At 63.7% G+C, this 13,652-nt stretch carries 15 protein-coding genes and 1 pseudogene; 8 read left to right on the forward strand and 8 right to left on the reverse strand.

Annotation, left to right across the window (positions count from 1 at the left end; translation table 11 throughout):
* Positions 1–132 precede the first annotated feature (132 nt).
* Entirely contained in the window at positions 133–1,095 is a 963-nt protein-coding gene (locus GGQ98_RS13715; protein ID WP_184070470.1) for a YncE family protein, read from the reverse strand.
* 52 nt (positions 1,096–1,147) lie between these two features.
* Here GGQ98_RS13715 and GGQ98_RS18465 point away from each other — a divergent pair, with 52 nt between their 5' ends.
* The gene (locus GGQ98_RS18465; protein WP_243451891.1) at positions 1,148–1,468 is read left to right on the forward strand and encodes a hypothetical protein; all 321 of its coding nucleotides are present in this window, start codon (positions 1,148–1,150) and stop codon (positions 1,466–1,468) included.
* A gap of 12 nt (positions 1,469–1,480) precedes the next feature.
* On the opposite strand, the pseudogene GGQ98_RS18955 reads toward GGQ98_RS18465, so the two are convergent.
* From GGQ98_RS18955 to GGQ98_RS13730, 3 genes and pseudogenes are all read right to left on the reverse strand, one after another.
* Positions 1,481–1,636 (reverse strand): annotated as a pseudogene (locus GGQ98_RS18955) (hypothetical protein); the annotation flags it as partial.
* On the reverse strand, positions 1,633–2,277 hold the full coding sequence (locus tag GGQ98_RS13725; protein WP_184070472.1) for a DUF433 domain-containing protein: 645 nt from the start codon (positions 2,275–2,277) through the stop codon (positions 1,633–1,635). The gene GGQ98_RS13725 and the pseudogene GGQ98_RS18955, both read right to left, overlap by 4 nt.
* Positions 2,278–2,424: 147 nt before the next feature.
* On the reverse strand, positions 2,425–2,610 hold the full coding sequence (locus GGQ98_RS13730; protein ID WP_184070531.1) for a hypothetical protein: 186 nt from the start codon (positions 2,608–2,610) through the stop codon (positions 2,425–2,427).
* 162 nt (positions 2,611–2,772) lie between these two features.
* On the opposite strand from GGQ98_RS13730, the gene GGQ98_RS13735 reads away from it, so the two are divergent.
* The 3 genes from GGQ98_RS13735 to fliN are packed head-to-tail and all read left to right on the forward strand — an operon-like array spanning position 2,773 to position 4,837.
* A complete protein-coding gene (locus tag GGQ98_RS13735; protein WP_184070474.1) occupies positions 2,773–3,519 on the forward strand; it encodes a flagellar M-ring protein FliF C-terminal domain-containing protein in 747 nt (248 codons plus the stop codon).
* A complete protein-coding gene (locus GGQ98_RS13740; protein ID WP_184070476.1) occupies positions 3,516–4,475 on the forward strand; it encodes a flagellar motor switch protein FliG in 960 nt (319 codons plus the stop codon). The genes GGQ98_RS13735 and GGQ98_RS13740 overlap by 4 nt, the downstream gene beginning before the upstream one ends.
* Before the next feature lie 29 nt (positions 4,476–4,504).
* Complete coding sequence (fliN, locus tag GGQ98_RS13745) at positions 4,505–4,837, forward strand: flagellar motor switch protein FliN (protein WP_243451892.1); 333 nt, start codon at positions 4,505–4,507, stop codon at positions 4,835–4,837.
* Positions 4,838–4,850: 13 nt separating this feature from the next.
* On the opposite strand, the gene GGQ98_RS13750 is transcribed toward fliN, so the two are convergent.
* Together GGQ98_RS13750 and GGQ98_RS13755 are read right to left on the reverse strand one after the other, a co-directional pair.
* Entirely contained in the window at positions 4,851–5,192 is a 342-nt protein-coding gene (locus GGQ98_RS13750) for an energy transducer TonB family protein (protein ID WP_184070480.1), read from the reverse strand.
* Positions 5,193–5,255: 63 nt separating this feature from the next.
* Positions 5,256–6,041 carry a succinate dehydrogenase iron-sulfur subunit gene (locus GGQ98_RS13755; protein WP_184070482.1) on the reverse strand — a complete coding sequence of 262 codons (786 nt, stop codon included), beginning with the start codon at positions 6,039–6,041 and terminating at the stop codon, positions 5,256–5,258.
* A 233-nt stretch (positions 6,042–6,274) separates the two neighbouring features.
* Between GGQ98_RS13755 and GGQ98_RS13760 the strand changes: the two genes are divergently transcribed.
* From GGQ98_RS13760 to GGQ98_RS13775, 4 genes are all read left to right on the forward strand, one after another.
* The gene (locus GGQ98_RS13760) at positions 6,275–7,333 is read left to right on the forward strand and encodes a CDP-alcohol phosphatidyltransferase family protein (RefSeq protein WP_184070523.1); all 1,059 of its coding nucleotides are present in this window, start codon (positions 6,275–6,277) and stop codon (positions 7,331–7,333) included.
* Positions 7,330–7,764, forward strand: coding sequence for an HIT family protein (locus tag GGQ98_RS13765; protein WP_184070484.1), 435 nt, complete (start codon positions 7,330–7,332; stop codon positions 7,762–7,764). The genes GGQ98_RS13760 and GGQ98_RS13765 overlap by 4 nt, the downstream gene beginning before the upstream one ends.
* A 103-nt stretch (positions 7,765–7,867) precedes the next feature.
* Entirely contained in the window at positions 7,868–9,985 is a 2,118-nt protein-coding gene (locus GGQ98_RS13770) for a methyl-accepting chemotaxis protein (protein WP_184070485.1), read from the forward strand.
* Between the two features lie 61 nt (positions 9,986–10,046).
* Positions 10,047–11,915 carry an ABC-F family ATP-binding cassette domain-containing protein gene (locus GGQ98_RS13775; protein ID WP_184070487.1) on the forward strand — a complete coding sequence of 623 codons (1,869 nt, stop codon included), beginning with the start codon at positions 10,047–10,049 and terminating at the stop codon, positions 11,913–11,915.
* Here the strand turns inward: GGQ98_RS13775 and GGQ98_RS13780 are convergent.
* Together GGQ98_RS13780 and GGQ98_RS13785 are read right to left on the reverse strand one after the other, a co-directional pair.
* Positions 11,912–12,544: a TetR/AcrR family transcriptional regulator gene (locus tag GGQ98_RS13780; protein ID WP_184070489.1), complete on the reverse strand. Its 633-nt coding sequence runs from the start codon at positions 12,542–12,544 to the stop codon at positions 11,912–11,914. The two genes, GGQ98_RS13775 and GGQ98_RS13780, sit on opposite strands and share 4 nt — an antisense overlap.
* Before the next feature lie 86 nt (positions 12,545–12,630).
* Complete coding sequence (locus tag GGQ98_RS13785) at positions 12,631–13,242, reverse strand: TetR family transcriptional regulator (RefSeq protein WP_184070491.1); 612 nt, start codon at positions 13,240–13,242, stop codon at positions 12,631–12,633.
* Between the last annotated feature and the right edge of the window lie 410 nt (positions 13,243–13,652).

Raw genomic sequence — 13,652 nt, forward strand, 5'->3', positions numbered from 1 at the left:
CCCCATATGAATATGTCTGCAAAATATGGTCCGAGCAGCCAAAACGGTTTATCAGAGAACCGCACCATCAAAACGAGGGACTAAACACCTAGGCGAAGTTGGTGAGGGGGCAGCGCAGTGGGTGAGGAAAACCTACTCCGCGCCCACCGGCGACCACCCCAGCCCGTCGCCGTCCTCACCCGCCGGGATGCGCCGCAGCACCTTGCCGCTCGGCCATTCGACCTCCGCGACCGTGTTCGTCCCCGTCTCCGCGACGTAAAGCCGCTCGCCGTCCGGCCGGAACAGGATCGTCACCTGCATCGCCTCGGCCTTGCCGCTCACCGGAATCGACCGCTCCAGCGTCCCCGTCTCGACGCTGTAGACGCCGAGCGCCCCCGCCTGCAGTTCGGATGTCACGGCATGCTTGCCGTCCGGGCTGATCGCGATGCGCAGCGGAAACGGACCCGTCTCGATGCGCCGCACCAGCGTGTCGGTCGCCGTGTCGTAAACGTGAATCTCGTTCGATCCCCGGCTTGAAATCCACAGCTGCGTGCCGTCGGGCGTGATCGCGATCCCCTCCGCCTCGCGCCCGGCGGGCAGATGCGCGACCGTGCGCCCGCTTTCCAGATCGATCACGCTCGCATTGCCGCTTTTCATGTTCGCCGTGTAGGCGCGCGGGCGCGTGGGGTGCACCGCCACCATGTGCGATCCGTCCGCCTCCGTCGCGATCGATTGCAGCACGCGGCCGTCCGCGCCGTCGATCACCACCAGCGTTTTCGAAGCCTCGGCCGTCGCGAGCAGCCGGCCATCCGCTAGCCAGATCAGCCCGTGCGGCCGCGAATTGGGCGCAATATCCCACGTCGCCAGCCGCTTGCCGTCCGCCACACCGTAAACATCGATCGCCGCCGCGCCGTAGTTCACGACCGCCGCCCGCGCCCCGTCCGGCGACAGCGCCACCTCATGCGGCTGCGCCCCGCTCGCCGACCGCGCCTGCTCCCGCCCGCTGACAAGATCGACGAAACTCACGGTATTCTCGCCCTTGTTCCCCACAATGAGCGTCTCGGCCGAAGCCGGAAGCGCGGCGATCAGCAGCGCGGCGGTGAAGATGGTACGCATGAAGCTCTCCCGATGTTTGGGGCATATTGGCGCAGGGAGGGCGGGAGGTCACGTGCTCGCGTCGACTTTTGAGGATTACACGATTGATGCACGAGAACTTGTCATTTCAAAACCGCCACTCCGCCGCAGGCGGTTTAAGTCAGCGGTTGGTTTTGATACCCGTCGTCTGAACCACTATATGGATGCGCTTGTCTTTCCGCTTTCGAGCATTTTCCCATTCAAACTCTATCAGTTCGATGGCCGCCGCAACCCGGTTCCCCGCCTTTACGTGATCGCACTGCAGATGAACTTTGCTCAACTTGCGAAAACGCGCTCGGCTTCCTTTGGCGATCCTAGGCGCGACAGTTTTGAAGTCACCATCATGCGTAATTAGGATTTCACCTGCATCTTGAGCGGTCTTGGCCACTAGCGGGTCAGGAGAGTCAGTTGGCAACACGTCTCGAAGACGCGTGACCTTATGGCCACGCTCTTCAAGGAACTTACAGACAGATTCCGAGACACAATGGTCCGCGAAAAAGCACAGCTTTGGGGCGGCGCTCAGGCGGCGGCTTTCATGTTTCGCCGGACAGTGGACACATCGAACTTAGTCAGCGATGGATATTCCTCCACGATCGCATCGTCCGTGTAACCGGCGTTGATAAAACTCTCTACCGCTTTCACCGGAATACGTGTGCCTGCCAGCACATACGCATTGTGTGCTATGAACTTGTGGCGCTCGACCACTCCAATCTGAGCTTTGTCGCGGTTACGCAGGGCCGCGGCCCTATCAGCGATATCTTTGGCAATCTCAGGAAGTGGAATATCCTGGAACGAATATTGCCCATCCGTAACATTCACCGGGCGGCCCTGATTGTCGTAAATTACGATTTTGCGCTTGGCTACAGTGAGCTTGATTTCCGACCACGGGTAACCGCTATGCCTTTTGAGAAGCTCATACGCTGTGCGTAGTTCGTTCAAAGGTACACGGTATTTTTCCGTCAGGATCGCAAGCGTCCGAAGTCCAACCAAATCGTTGAACGAATAGATACGACTATAAGGGTTGCCACGATCGGCTTCATCGGCAAGCTCTGGGGAGAAAAATCCAAGACGATCCCAGCGCGTCAGGCGAGACTTAGAGATTTGCGTGATACGAGCAGCATGATCGACACTGAACGCGCGTAGCACAGTGCTCGTCGCATTCATTGACTTCCCCTCCCTCGATGCAGCCTATTCATAGTATACTCCTCGTAACCAACGCAATCTCCTTATGGAGTTGCTGATGGCCACAATATTAACGCGCAAACAGTGGGTCCGGCTCAACCTACCCAGGAACTTACCGGAGAATGCCTCTCACTTATCCGCCCCCTTCGCCTTCCCCCAACTCCGCGCCGCCGTGTACCCGAGGTAGCCCGTGCCGAAGAGCATGTAGAGCGGTTCGGGGATTGCCTCCAGGTAGGCGCCCATCCCCTGCCCGATCGCCTTGGCCGTCGCGGGGTCCCCTTCCTGTGCGGGCGCCTGCCAAAGGGCGGGAGACATCGGGGGATGGCTTCCGCCCTTTTTTGCGTTCGCGGCCTGCCTGTTTCTTTACGTCATATTCACCATCAAAGCCGCAAAGTTCCGCATTGTGTATCGAACGGGACGAGTTTGCGCGTGGAACACGCTTTGAAAGCGCTGGGGCAGAGCGGAAAAGCGCTGCTGATGGCTGTGTTTTGCGCAGTCATCGTGGTGCTTGCCGCCGCGGCGCTGCCTGCCCGTGATCCCGTTCCGACGCCCGCAAGCCCCGCATCCGTTCCGGATCGGCAGAGCCTCGTCGAAACACGGCTTCGCGAACGGATCGAGAGCCTGATCGGCACGATCGTCGGCCGCGACAACGTGCGCGCGATCGTATCGGCGGAGATCGAGCCGGATCAGACCCGGCAACTTTCCCAGGCCGGCGAACCCGGCACGAACAGCACCGAGACGACCACCATCCGCAGCAGCGGCAGGATCGGCCGCCTGACCGTGTCCGTCATGGTCAACGGCCGTTATGTCGATGGCACCGGCTACCATCCGCGCACGGAAGCCGAGCTTGCCCGCTTCACCCGCCTAGCAAAGGACGCCGCCGGGTTCGATGCGCTGCGCGGCGATTCGCTGAGCGTGGAAACCGTGCGTTTCGCGCCCCGGGATACAGGCTCGGTGTTCGACGCGCTTTTGCCGTTTGCGCCCGCCGCGCTCGCCGGCCTGCTGGGGTTTGCCGCGCTGTTGCTGGTTCTGCGCATGGCCGGACGCCGCGCGCCGGAAATGACACCCACCGCCGCGCAGGATACCCAGGCGCCGCCACCCTCCCCACACGAACCGTTCGCAAGCGATATGGCCCAAAGCCCTGCGCTTCGCCGCGCCGGTGAAGCCGTCAGTACGCGCCCGGCCGTTGCCGCCGCAGTCGTCCAGCGCTGGATGTCCGCATGAGCCCGCACGCAGCATACTTCCCCGTCGATCCATATCCGCAAAGCGGAGTCGCGCGCGCCGCCGCGCTGATGCTGGCACTTGGGCGTGAGCACGGCGCTGCGATCTGGGCGCACCTCGGCAACGATGAAGCGCGCGTGCTGAGCGCCGCGATGACGCGCATCGGGCCGATCCCCGCACCGCTCGCCGAGCGACTACTTGCTGAATTTACCGGAGACGTTTCCGGCGCCGCAACGTCTGAGGCAAAACCGCCTGCCGGTGAATCGATGTGGGATTCGCTCGCCGAAGTGAACGAAGACGTGCTCGCCGCCTATCTTCGCAGCGAACACCCCCAGACGGTTGCCGTCGTGCTCGGCAGGGTGAGGCGCGATCAGGCTGCGCGCGTTCTCTCCCGCCTGCCTGACGATTTTGCAATGGATGTCGTGCTGAGGATGCTCCGGTCCGGTGCCGTGCGGCAGGATGTTCTCGAGCAGGTCGAGGAAACGCTGCGCGCCGAACTCCTCTCCAACCCGTCTCACGTCAACCGGCGCGACGCCCACGAGACAATGGCGGAAATTTTCAACCACCTCGACCGCAGCGCCGAAGCGCGCTTCATGCTGGCGCTGGAGGACCGCGCGTTCGATGCCGCCGAGCGCATCCGCACGCTGATGTTCACGTTCGAGGATCTGGCGCGGCTCGACGCGGCCAGCGTTCAGACGCTGCTCCGCAACATCGACAAAAGCCGCCTCGCCGCCGCACTGAAAGGCGCCCGCGAAGCGCTGCGCGAGTTCTTCTTCATGAGCATGTCCGAACGCGCCGCCCGCATGCTGCGCGACGACATGGAACTGATGGGCCCCATTCGCCTGCGCGAGGCCGAAGAGGCCCAGCAAGCGATCCTGCAGGTTGCAAAACAGCTCGCAGATGCTGGCGAAATCGTTCTCGCCGACAGCCGCGACGGCAGCGAGGAGTTCGTGTTCTGATGGCTGCGTCTTTTCCAGGGAGAAGCATGATGGACGAATTTCGTCCCGACTATGAACCTGCCCGCGCGCTTGGAGCAGAGGTGCCGCCGGAGGAAGCGGCCGACGTGCTGCGCAGCGCTGCGGAGCTTGAATCGATATTCGACGTTCCCGTGCGAGTTCAGGCCGTGCTCGGCCGCTCGGCGGTGGAGGTCAGCGAACTCCTGAAACTCGCGCCGGGCGCGGTCATCGAACTCGATCGCCGCGTCGGCGAAGCGATCGACATCTTCGTGAACGACCGGCTCGTCGCACGCGGCGAAGTCGTGCTCGTCGACGAGCACCTCGGCGTCACCATGACGGAAATCGTGAGGCAGGAACGCGGATAACGCCGTCTGGCGCTCAGGTCAGCTTCCAGACGATCGGGATTACTAGCTTGGTCGGACCGCCGGGCGGCGGCGGCACCGTGCCGATCTTTTGCGGAATGCGCATGGCCTCGCGATTGAGGATCTGCGACGCCGTCGGCTCGACGAGTTCGACACCGGTGATCTTGCCGCCCGCATCGACGCTTATCCGCACCCTGGCAGTGCCTTCATCACCCCGAACCTGCGCGCTGCGCGGATAGGAGTGCTGCGCGGCGATGAGCCGCGTCACGGTCGATTTCCAGTCCGATGCCTGCGCCGCCCCTCCGAACCCGAAGGCGAGGACAGCAGCAATCGCGATTTTATGGGGCCACCCTTCCATACGGGCGGACGCTAGCGGGGCGATCCTTGCGAAATCGTTTATTTCGTTATGAACGCGGAACGATCAGAGCTGGCGTTCCACCATCATCTTCTTGATTTCGCCGATCGCCTTGGCCGGGTTCAACCCCTTCGGGCAGACGTTCGCGCAGTTCATGATGGTGTGGCAGCGATAGAGCCGGAACGGATCTTCAAGCTCGTCGAGCCGTTCGCCGGTCATCTCGTCACGGCTGTCCGCAAGCCAGCGATAGGCCTGAAGCAGGATCGCCGGGCCCAGGAACTTGTCTGAGTTCCACCAGTAGCTCGGGCAGCCGGTCGAGCAGCAGGCGCACAGGATGCACTCATAGAGCCCGTCGAGCTTCTCGCGGTCTTCGGGCGACTGGATGCGCTCCTTGCCCGAAGGCGTCGTGGAGACGGTCTGCAGCCACGGCTTGATCGAGGCGTACTGGGCATAGAAGTGCTTGAAATCAGGTACGAGGTCTTTCACGACCTCCATATGCGGAAGCGGCGTGATCGCGACGGCGCCCTTCACCTCGTCGATCGGCTTCGTGCAGGCGAGCGTGTTCGAACCGTCGATGTTCATCGAGCACGAACCGCAGATGCCCTCGCGGCACGAACGGCGGAAGGTGAGCGTCGGATCGACCTCGTTCTTTATCTTTATGAGCGCGTCGAGCACCATCGGCCCGCAACTGTCGAGATCGAGTTCGTAACTGTCCATGCGCGGATTTTCGCTGTCATCCGGCGACCAGCGGTAAATCTTGAACGTCTTGACATGCGTCGCGCCTTCGGGGGCCTTGTAAGCCTTGCCCTTGCCGTTCACCTTGCTGTTCTTCGGAAGCGTGAATTCGGCCATCGCGCGCGTCTCTCCTGTTCTCTCGCGCGTGCTGCCTAGCGCAATCGCGTGGTGGAAAAAACCTAAAAACGCCGCGCTCCGTAATAAGTCCGGCGCGGTGGGGCGCGTCCTTGAACTTGCGCCGCCTCCCCCTCGCTCTATAAGCACGGCTGGACCGTAAATCGACTGAGAGACCTGTGGATACGCCGACGACGCTTCTTCTCGCGGGCAAGAACGAAACGCCGATCTGGGGCATGTCCTCCGCCACCCGGATTACGCGGATCGCCAAGGCTTACCAGCCGAAACCGGACGAGACCGGCGTTATCGTCGCCGACACGCGCTTCGCTTTCGATCCGCAGTGGTACGCCTGGATCGCGGCGCGACCGGGCGCCGTGCTTACGCTCGGTGGGCGCCCTGTGCTCGCGAACGTGTCGCGGGAACGCGCCGAGGCCGTGCGAAGCGCCATCGACGCGGATAGCGGATCGTGGGCGGAGGGGCTTTCCGCCACCGCTTACGAAGACGGCATCACCATCTACAACGCCGCGCTGCGGAAGCGCGAGCGCCCGTTCCTGATCGAACTGATCCCGGCGAACGTCCGCGCCATCGAGCGCGCGAGCTATTTCGGCGCCTACAAGGGCGTCACCGACCTTCTCACCAAATATCTCTGGCCCGAATGGGCGCTCGTGCTGACCCGAATCGCCGCACGCACCGGCATGACGCCAAATTTCATAACAACGATCGGCGCGGCGCTCTGCGTGTGGGCGACAGTGCTGTTCTGGGATGGCCATTACTGGACGGGCATGGCGGCGGGCCTAGCGTTCATGGTGCTCGATACCGTCGACGGCAAGCTCGCGCGCTGCACGATCACCTCGTCGTGGTGGGGCAATATCTTCGATCACGGACTCGATCTCGTGCATCCGCCGTTCTGGTGGTACGCTTGGGGTGTCGGCCTCGGCGCACACGGACTTGCGCTTGCGCCCGATGTGTTCTGGACGGTCATGGGCGTCATGGTCGGCGGCTATGTGCTGCAGCGGCTTATCGAAGGCTGGTTCATTCACGTTGCCGGTATGCACATCCACGTCTGGCGAAAGATCGACACTGACTTCCGCCTGATTACCGCGCGCCGGAACCCCAATATGCTGATCCTGTTCGTCAGCCTGCTCTTTTCGCGCCCTGATCTCGGCCTGCTCGCTGTCACGGGATGGACGGTGCTGAGCCTGATCTTCCATTTTGTCCGGCTTTTGCAGGCCATTGCGGCGCGGCGGCGCGGCGCTGCACTTACGTCCTGGCTCAGCGACGGGAGCGCGGCTTGAACGAGACCATTATTCGCTTCGGCTATCCGGCGACGCTGATCGCCGAATATGAACACTGGCTCGTCCTGCTCCGCCCGGCGCAACCTACGCTCGCCAGCCTCGTGCTTGCCGCGAAGTCTGACGCGACGGCCTTCGCCGACCTCCCGCCCCCCGCCTATGCCGAACTCGCGCAGGTCAGCCGCGACATCGAATCCGCCCTCCGCAGCGCGGTCGACCATGCCAGGCTCAATTACATGATGCTGATGATGGTGGACCCTCACGTCCATTCGCACGTCATTCCGCGCTATGAAGGCAGCCGCAGCTTCGAAGGCCGGGAGTTTCCGGATGCGGGCTGGCCCAAGCTCCCGGCGCTCGGTGAGGCCGTGGAACTGGATGCGCCCGGAATTGCCGCCGTTTCCGGGTGGCTGAAGGGGCTCTGGCCGCCGCGCTGAAACCGCGTCGATGTTAACCATGGTGAAACACCGCCGGCCGTATTCGGGTCGGACGGGAACCGGATGTGCCGCTTTTCCCGGGCGTATGAGGCATGTGCTGGCTATGGAGCGTTTGAAAGACCTGATCGCGCGCATCGATGTGTCGCGTTTCGTTGCGATCATAACGCACTGGAAAATAGCCAAGAAAGTTCTGGTCAGTTACGGCATCGGCGGGTTCGCGATGGCACTGTTTGCCCTCGTCGCGACGGGTTCGCTGCTCGTCACCCGCTCCACGGTTTCCGAGGTTACCCGCCTCGCCGACAGCGGCCGCTCGATCGCGCTTGCCCACACGACCGCGATGACGGCGCAGAGCCGCATCAAGGATTATGTGATTCGCCCCGAAGCCGCGCTCGTCGCACAAGTGAACGAAAGTCTGGACGCCGCCCAGGACGCGCTGGCGCGCGCAGAGGACGGCGCCGCGATCGTGGACGAGGAAGCCACGCTGGCGCGCATCAACCGGCTGCGCGGCGTCTTCCGTACCGAATTTCGCGGCATCGTTGAAAACCAGACCGAAATCACCCGCCTCGTCGCGGGTGCGATCGAAGCCAAAGGGCCGGAAATCGGCGTCGCGCTTCACGATATCGTCGCGGCGAGCCACCGTGCGGGGGACCACCAGACCGCCTATCAGGCCGCACTCGCGCTCGAAAACTATTCGCTGCTGCGCGTCGACGTGACCCGCTACCTCTCGGCGCCGTCGCCGGAAATCGTCCAACAGACGAAAGCGGACCTGCTGAACCTCGAGGATGCGCTGAACGGCGTGTTCGCCGTCCTCACCGATCCGGCGCTCACGCGCAAGGCAGACGGGATCATCGTCAGCCTGGTGGCCTATGATGCGGCTTTCGACGAAATCGTTCGCCGCACCAGCGACCGGGATGCCGCCGTGGACAGGCTGCTCGGCAAAACAGGCCCCGCTTTCGAACGCAACGTGCAGGAATTCTCGCAAGCGATCGCCGACCGGCAGGGCATGGCCGATTTCGCCGCGCGCGCCGCCGCTGCGGGCGCCATCCTGATTACGCTTCTTGCAGGTGCGGCGGGTATCGGCGTCTCGCTCGCGGCCGGTATCCTTACCAATCTGCTGATCGCGCGGCCGATCGCTGCGATGGCGACCGCCATGCGCGCGCTCGCACGCGGCGAAACCGACACGCGCATCGAGGGCGCACAGCGCCGCGACGAAGTCGGCGACATGGCGCGCGCGGTCGCCGTGTTCAAGGACAACGCCACGGAGGTCGAGCAGCGCCGCCATGCCGCCGTGGAAGCCGAACGCCGCGAACGCGAGCGCGAGGAGGCCGCCCGCGCCGAACGCGAGGCCGAGCGCCTGCGCGCCGCTGTCGAGAAACGTGCCGCGCTCAACGCGCTTGCCGCAGCGTTCGAAGACAGCGTCCGCCATGTCGTCACCGCTGTCGACAGTGCCGCACGCCAGATCGCGGCAGGTTCCCAGCAGGTGAGCGACGCCGCGCGAAGCAGCACTGCGCTTGTCGCCGATGTCACGCTTTCGGCCGAGGAAGCCAGCCACAACGCGCTCACCGTGGCCAATGCATCCGAGGAAATGGCCCGGTCGCTCGCCGAGGTCTCGCACCGCGTCGTCGAGTCTTCGGCGATGTCGGAGCAGGCCGTATCGCGCGCGCGGGCCACCGACGCGATCGTCGCCGGCCTCTCGATCGATGCCGAAAAGATCGGCGAAATCGTCGGCCTCATCAATTCGATCGCGGAGCAAACGAACCTGCTCGCGCTCAACGCCACGATCGAGGCCGCGCGCGCGGGCGAGGCCGGGCGCGGCTTTGCAGTCGTCGCCAGCGAGATCAAGGCGCTGGCGAACCAGACCAGAACGGCCACCATCGACATCAACGCGCGCATCGGCGCGATTCAAGCGGTGACCCGCGAAACCGTGGGCGCGATCGAGGAAATCGTCGCCACGATCGGCGAAATCAACAATATCGCAGCCACGGTCGCCGCTGCGGTGGAGCAGCAGGCAGCGACCACTTCCGAGATCGCGCGCAACACGCATCAGGCCTCCGACAGCACCCATGCGGTCGCGCGAAACATCGTCCAGGTGCGCTCCGGCGTCGAGGCGACGGGCATCGCGGCGAAAGAAGCGCTCGCTGCGGCTGCCGACCTCAACCGGCAGTCCAGCACGCTCACCACCGAGGTGGACCGCTTCCTCGCCCGCGTCCGCGCAGCATAATCGAAGGGTGCGTCCAACGGACCGCTGACAAGCGCCGCAGCTTCGTGTATCGCCCCCGCCCATGCTCAACATCAATGGCATCACCGTGCGGCTTGGCGGCCGCGTTATTCTGGACGGCGCGACCGCGTCGCTGCCCACGGGAAGCCGTGTCGGGCTGATCGGACGCAACGGCGCAGGCAAATCCACGCTGATGCGCGTGATGTGCGGTTTCCTGGAAGCCGACGGCGGCGAGATCGAGACCGCGACCCGCTCGCGCATCGGCTATATCGCGCAGGAAGCGCCTGCGGGGAACGCGACGCCGCTGGAAACCGTGCTCGCGGCGGACACGGAGCGCGCCGCGCTGCTTGCCGAGTCCGAAACCGCGACCGACCCGGACCGTATCTCCGAAATCCACGAACGGCTGAACGCGATCGATGCGTGGACGGCGGAGGCGCGCGCGGCGCGGATTCTCGTGGGCCTCGGCTTCGACGAAGAGATGCAGGGCCGCTCGCTCGACAGCTATTCGGGCGGGTGGAAGATGCGCGTCGCGCTCGCTGCCCTGCTCTTCTCGGAGCCCGACCTGCTGCTGCTCGACGAGCCTTCGAACCACCTCGACCTTGAAGCGACGCTGTGGCTGGAAAACTTCCTGAAAAGCTACCGCGCGACGATGATTGTTATCAGTCACGAGCGGGATCTTCTTAACAATGTAGTCGACCACATCCTGCATCTGGAAGGTGGCAAGATCACGCTCTACCCGGGCGGCTACGATGCGTTCGAACGGCAGCGCGCCGAGCGGCTGGCGCAGATCGAGGCCGCGCGGAACGCGCAGACGCGCCAGCGTGAGAAGCTGCAGGACTATATCGCCCGCAACAGCGCCCGCGCGAGCACCGCCCGGCAGGCGCAGTCGCGCGCCAAGGCGCTGGCGAAGATGCAACCGATCGCGGCGATGGCGGAAGACCCCAGCCTCAGCTTCGCGTTCCCGAACCCCGGCGAGCTGAAGCCGCCGCTCATCACGCTCGACATGGCATCGGTGGGCTACACCGAAGGCAATCCGATCCTTTCGCGGCTGAACCTTCGCCTCGATCCTGACGACCGCGTCGCGCTGCTCGGGCGCAACGGCAACGGCAAGACGACGCTTGCCCGCCTGCTGGCGGCGCAACTGCCGCCCATGGACGGCGAGATGCGGACGGCGGGGAAGATGCGGGTGGGCTATTTCACCCAGTATCAGGTCGAGGAACTCGACACCGAAGACACGCCGCTTGAGCACATGACGCGGATCATGAAGGGCGCAACCCCCGGCGCCGTGCGCGCGCAGCTCGGCCGCTTCGGCTTCTCGGGCGACAAGGCGCTGACCAAGGTCGGCAAGCTCTCGGGCGGTGAACGCGCGCGCCTCGCGCTCGCGCTCATCACGCGCGAAGCGCCGCACATGCTGATCCTCGACGAGCCCACCAACCACCTCGACGTCGATTCGCGCGAAGCGCTGGTGCAGGCGCTGAACGACTATTCGGGTGCCGTGGTGCTCGTCAGCCACGATCGCCACATGCTGGAGCTGACCGCAGACCGGCTGGTTCTGGTCGATGACGGCCGCGCCGAGGATTTTGCGGGAAGCCTTGAAGACTATACCGATTTCGTGCTCGGCAAGTCCGGCGACCGCTCTGCGGGGAATAGCCAGGGCAGCCGCAAGGGATCCCGCAAGGCATCCAATGATGCGCGCGAGCAGGAAAAGCGCCTGCGCGCCGCCGTGAAGAGCTTCGAAGCCGAGATCGCTTCGCTCACTGCCGAGCGCAGCGCGGTCGAACGCGCGATGTTCGACCCTTCATCGGCGGGTGCCGCGCACGCCCAAAAGACGATGACCGAGCTGATGAAACTTCGCGCCGACCTTTCCGGGCGCATCGAAGCGACCGAAGCCGAATGGCTGGCTGCGTCTCAAGCGCTCGAGGTCGCGGCCTAGGGCGGGGACAGGCGCCGCAGCATCGTCCTTGCCAGATCGAGCGCGCGTTCGCGCGGGAGCCGGTCGGACGAGAGGCTGTAATCGAGCCAAAGTCCGTCCATCGTCGCCGATACGAGCGCCGCGATATCGCGCGGCGGCACCGGGCCGGGCGGAAGCCTGCCGACCGCCTGATCCAGAAGGGCGTGCAGCCGCGCGTTGTAATCCGCGCTTACCGCGGCGAAATCGGGATTGTTGCGCACAAGCGCCCAGAACGCGATCCACGCGCCCAGGATGTCGGGGTTCGACCATTCGTCGCTGAAATGCACCTCGAACAGCCGATCGACCGTTTTCCACGGGTCGGTGTAGCCCGCCGCAAGCTCATCCTCGAAACGCGCGATGAAGCTGTCGCAAAGCTCCTGATAGGTTTCGAGGAGCAGATTGTCGGGATTGCTGAAATAGTGGCGCAGCAGCCCATGCGACACACCGGCGCGGCGGCAGATCTCGCGCCCGGTCGTGCCGCGCGGGCCAAGCTGCGCGAGACAGCTGATCGTCACGGCAAGCAGATCCTGACGCCGCAACTCCGGCGTCTGACGGCGCACGCGGCGCGTTTTCGTTTCGATGTTCGTGGACGTCATACCCGCAACCGCCATCCGGCGTTTTCCCTATCGGCAGCCGTTACAGCCGAACGCTCCCTATCGCAGGCTCCCGGCGGTTCGCGCAAGCCGCAGCCGCGCGTTCAATCGAGATCGGGGTCGTGATAATGCTGCACGTAAGACTCGATCAGACGATCAACCGCCTCGCGCGACACACGGTTGTAGTCTTCTGAAAAGCCCAGCGTCGCCACCATTTTCCAGTGGCCGTACATAACGATCACAAACAGATAGGCGATTTCGTGACAGGCTTTCTGCTTGAGCGCCGGGTTGCTGATCTGGATTTCATGCGCGATCGTATATTGCAGCAGATTATACTGCCCGCTGAGATTGAGGCGCACCGCCTCGGAACCCGCCGCCAGCGAAAGCATCGCGTCGTAGACGCCGTCGTCTTTGGGCTTCGGGTTGCCCTCGATGAAATTGAAGTAGAAATCCAGGAACATCGGCAGACGCTCGGTTGTTCCCGCCTCGATGATGCCTTTCATCAGGCAATCGCGGTAGCCCGCCGCAAGCGCATCGCAGACGGCAACCATCAGCTCCTCGGGGTCCGGGAAGTAGTGCCGGATCAGCTGCCGCGACATGTCCGCTTCCTTCGCGATCGCGTCGTAAGAGGGCATCGGCAGCCCGTCGCGACCGATCGCCTTGATCGCGGCCTCCACGATCTCGGGCTTGCGAATTTCAGATATGGGCTTCGGCACGGCGCCCCCGGGATACGCTTAAGGTTACAAAAAAGCCCGCAGGCACGGGCGGGCGCATGCTAACATCGCTGAAAGCAGTATCAAGGGATTAGTTAAAAGGCACCAAACATCGATCGGCGAGCGCAGGACAAACGCACACCGTCTACAGCCCTTTCCCCTTCAAACCACCAAGCAAGAATGGGACCACCGCCCGAAAACAGCGCTTTTCCGGCGACGGCGACGGCGCGAGACGGCAAACTGTAAGCCCCGCCGACAGAGGCGGCGTGTCGGCCGCCATTACGTATCCGGCTCAATAACGCCTTGATATTACAGAAAATATATGCGATACGCAATTACGCGAGGGCTTATATTCTCGCGTTGTTTACATCCCAGTTTTGACTGGCCCGATCGCTCCCAGCGGTCGGGCCACT

It is taken from the genome of Sphingosinicella soli, assembly GCF_014199685.1.
GTDB classification, from domain to species: Bacteria; Pseudomonadota; Alphaproteobacteria; order Sphingomonadales; family Sphingomonadaceae; genus Sphingosinicella; species Sphingosinicella soli.

Coding starts and splice junctions, on each gene's coding strand:
- GGQ98_RS13780 (WP_184070489.1), bottom strand. CDS start 12,544: ATGGCGGTTGCGGGTATGACGTCCACGAACATCGAAACGAAAACGCGC.
- GGQ98_RS13770 (WP_184070485.1), top strand. CDS start 7,868: ATGGAGCGTTTGAAAGACCTGATCGCGCGCATCGATGTGTCGCGTTTC.
- GGQ98_RS13755 (WP_184070482.1), bottom strand. CDS start 6,041: ATGGCCGAATTCACGCTTCCGAAGAACAGCAAGGTGAACGGCAAGGGC.
- GGQ98_RS13735 (WP_184070474.1), top strand. CDS start 2,773: ATGGCTGTGTTTTGCGCAGTCATCGTGGTGCTTGCCGCCGCGGCGCTG.
- GGQ98_RS13730 (WP_184070531.1), bottom strand. CDS start 2,610: ATGTCTCCCGCCCTTTGGCAGGCGCCCGCACAGGAAGGGGACCCCGCG.
- GGQ98_RS13750 (WP_184070480.1), bottom strand. CDS start 5,192: ATGGAAGGGTGGCCCCATAAAATCGCGATTGCTGCTGTCCTCGCCTTC.
- GGQ98_RS13725 (WP_184070472.1), bottom strand. CDS start 2,277: ATGAATGCGACGAGCACTGTGCTACGCGCGTTCAGTGTCGATCATGCT.
- GGQ98_RS13760 (WP_184070523.1), top strand. CDS start 6,275: ATGTCCTCCGCCACCCGGATTACGCGGATCGCCAAGGCTTACCAGCCG.
- fliN (WP_243451892.1), top strand. CDS start 4,505: ATGGACGAATTTCGTCCCGACTATGAACCTGCCCGCGCGCTTGGAGCA.
- GGQ98_RS13715 (WP_184070470.1), bottom strand. CDS start 1,095: ATGCGTACCATCTTCACCGCCGCGCTGCTGATCGCCGCGCTTCCGGCT.
- GGQ98_RS13740 (WP_184070476.1), top strand. CDS start 3,516: ATGAGCCCGCACGCAGCATACTTCCCCGTCGATCCATATCCGCAAAGC.
- GGQ98_RS13775 (WP_184070487.1), top strand. CDS start 10,047: ATGCTCAACATCAATGGCATCACCGTGCGGCTTGGCGGCCGCGTTATT.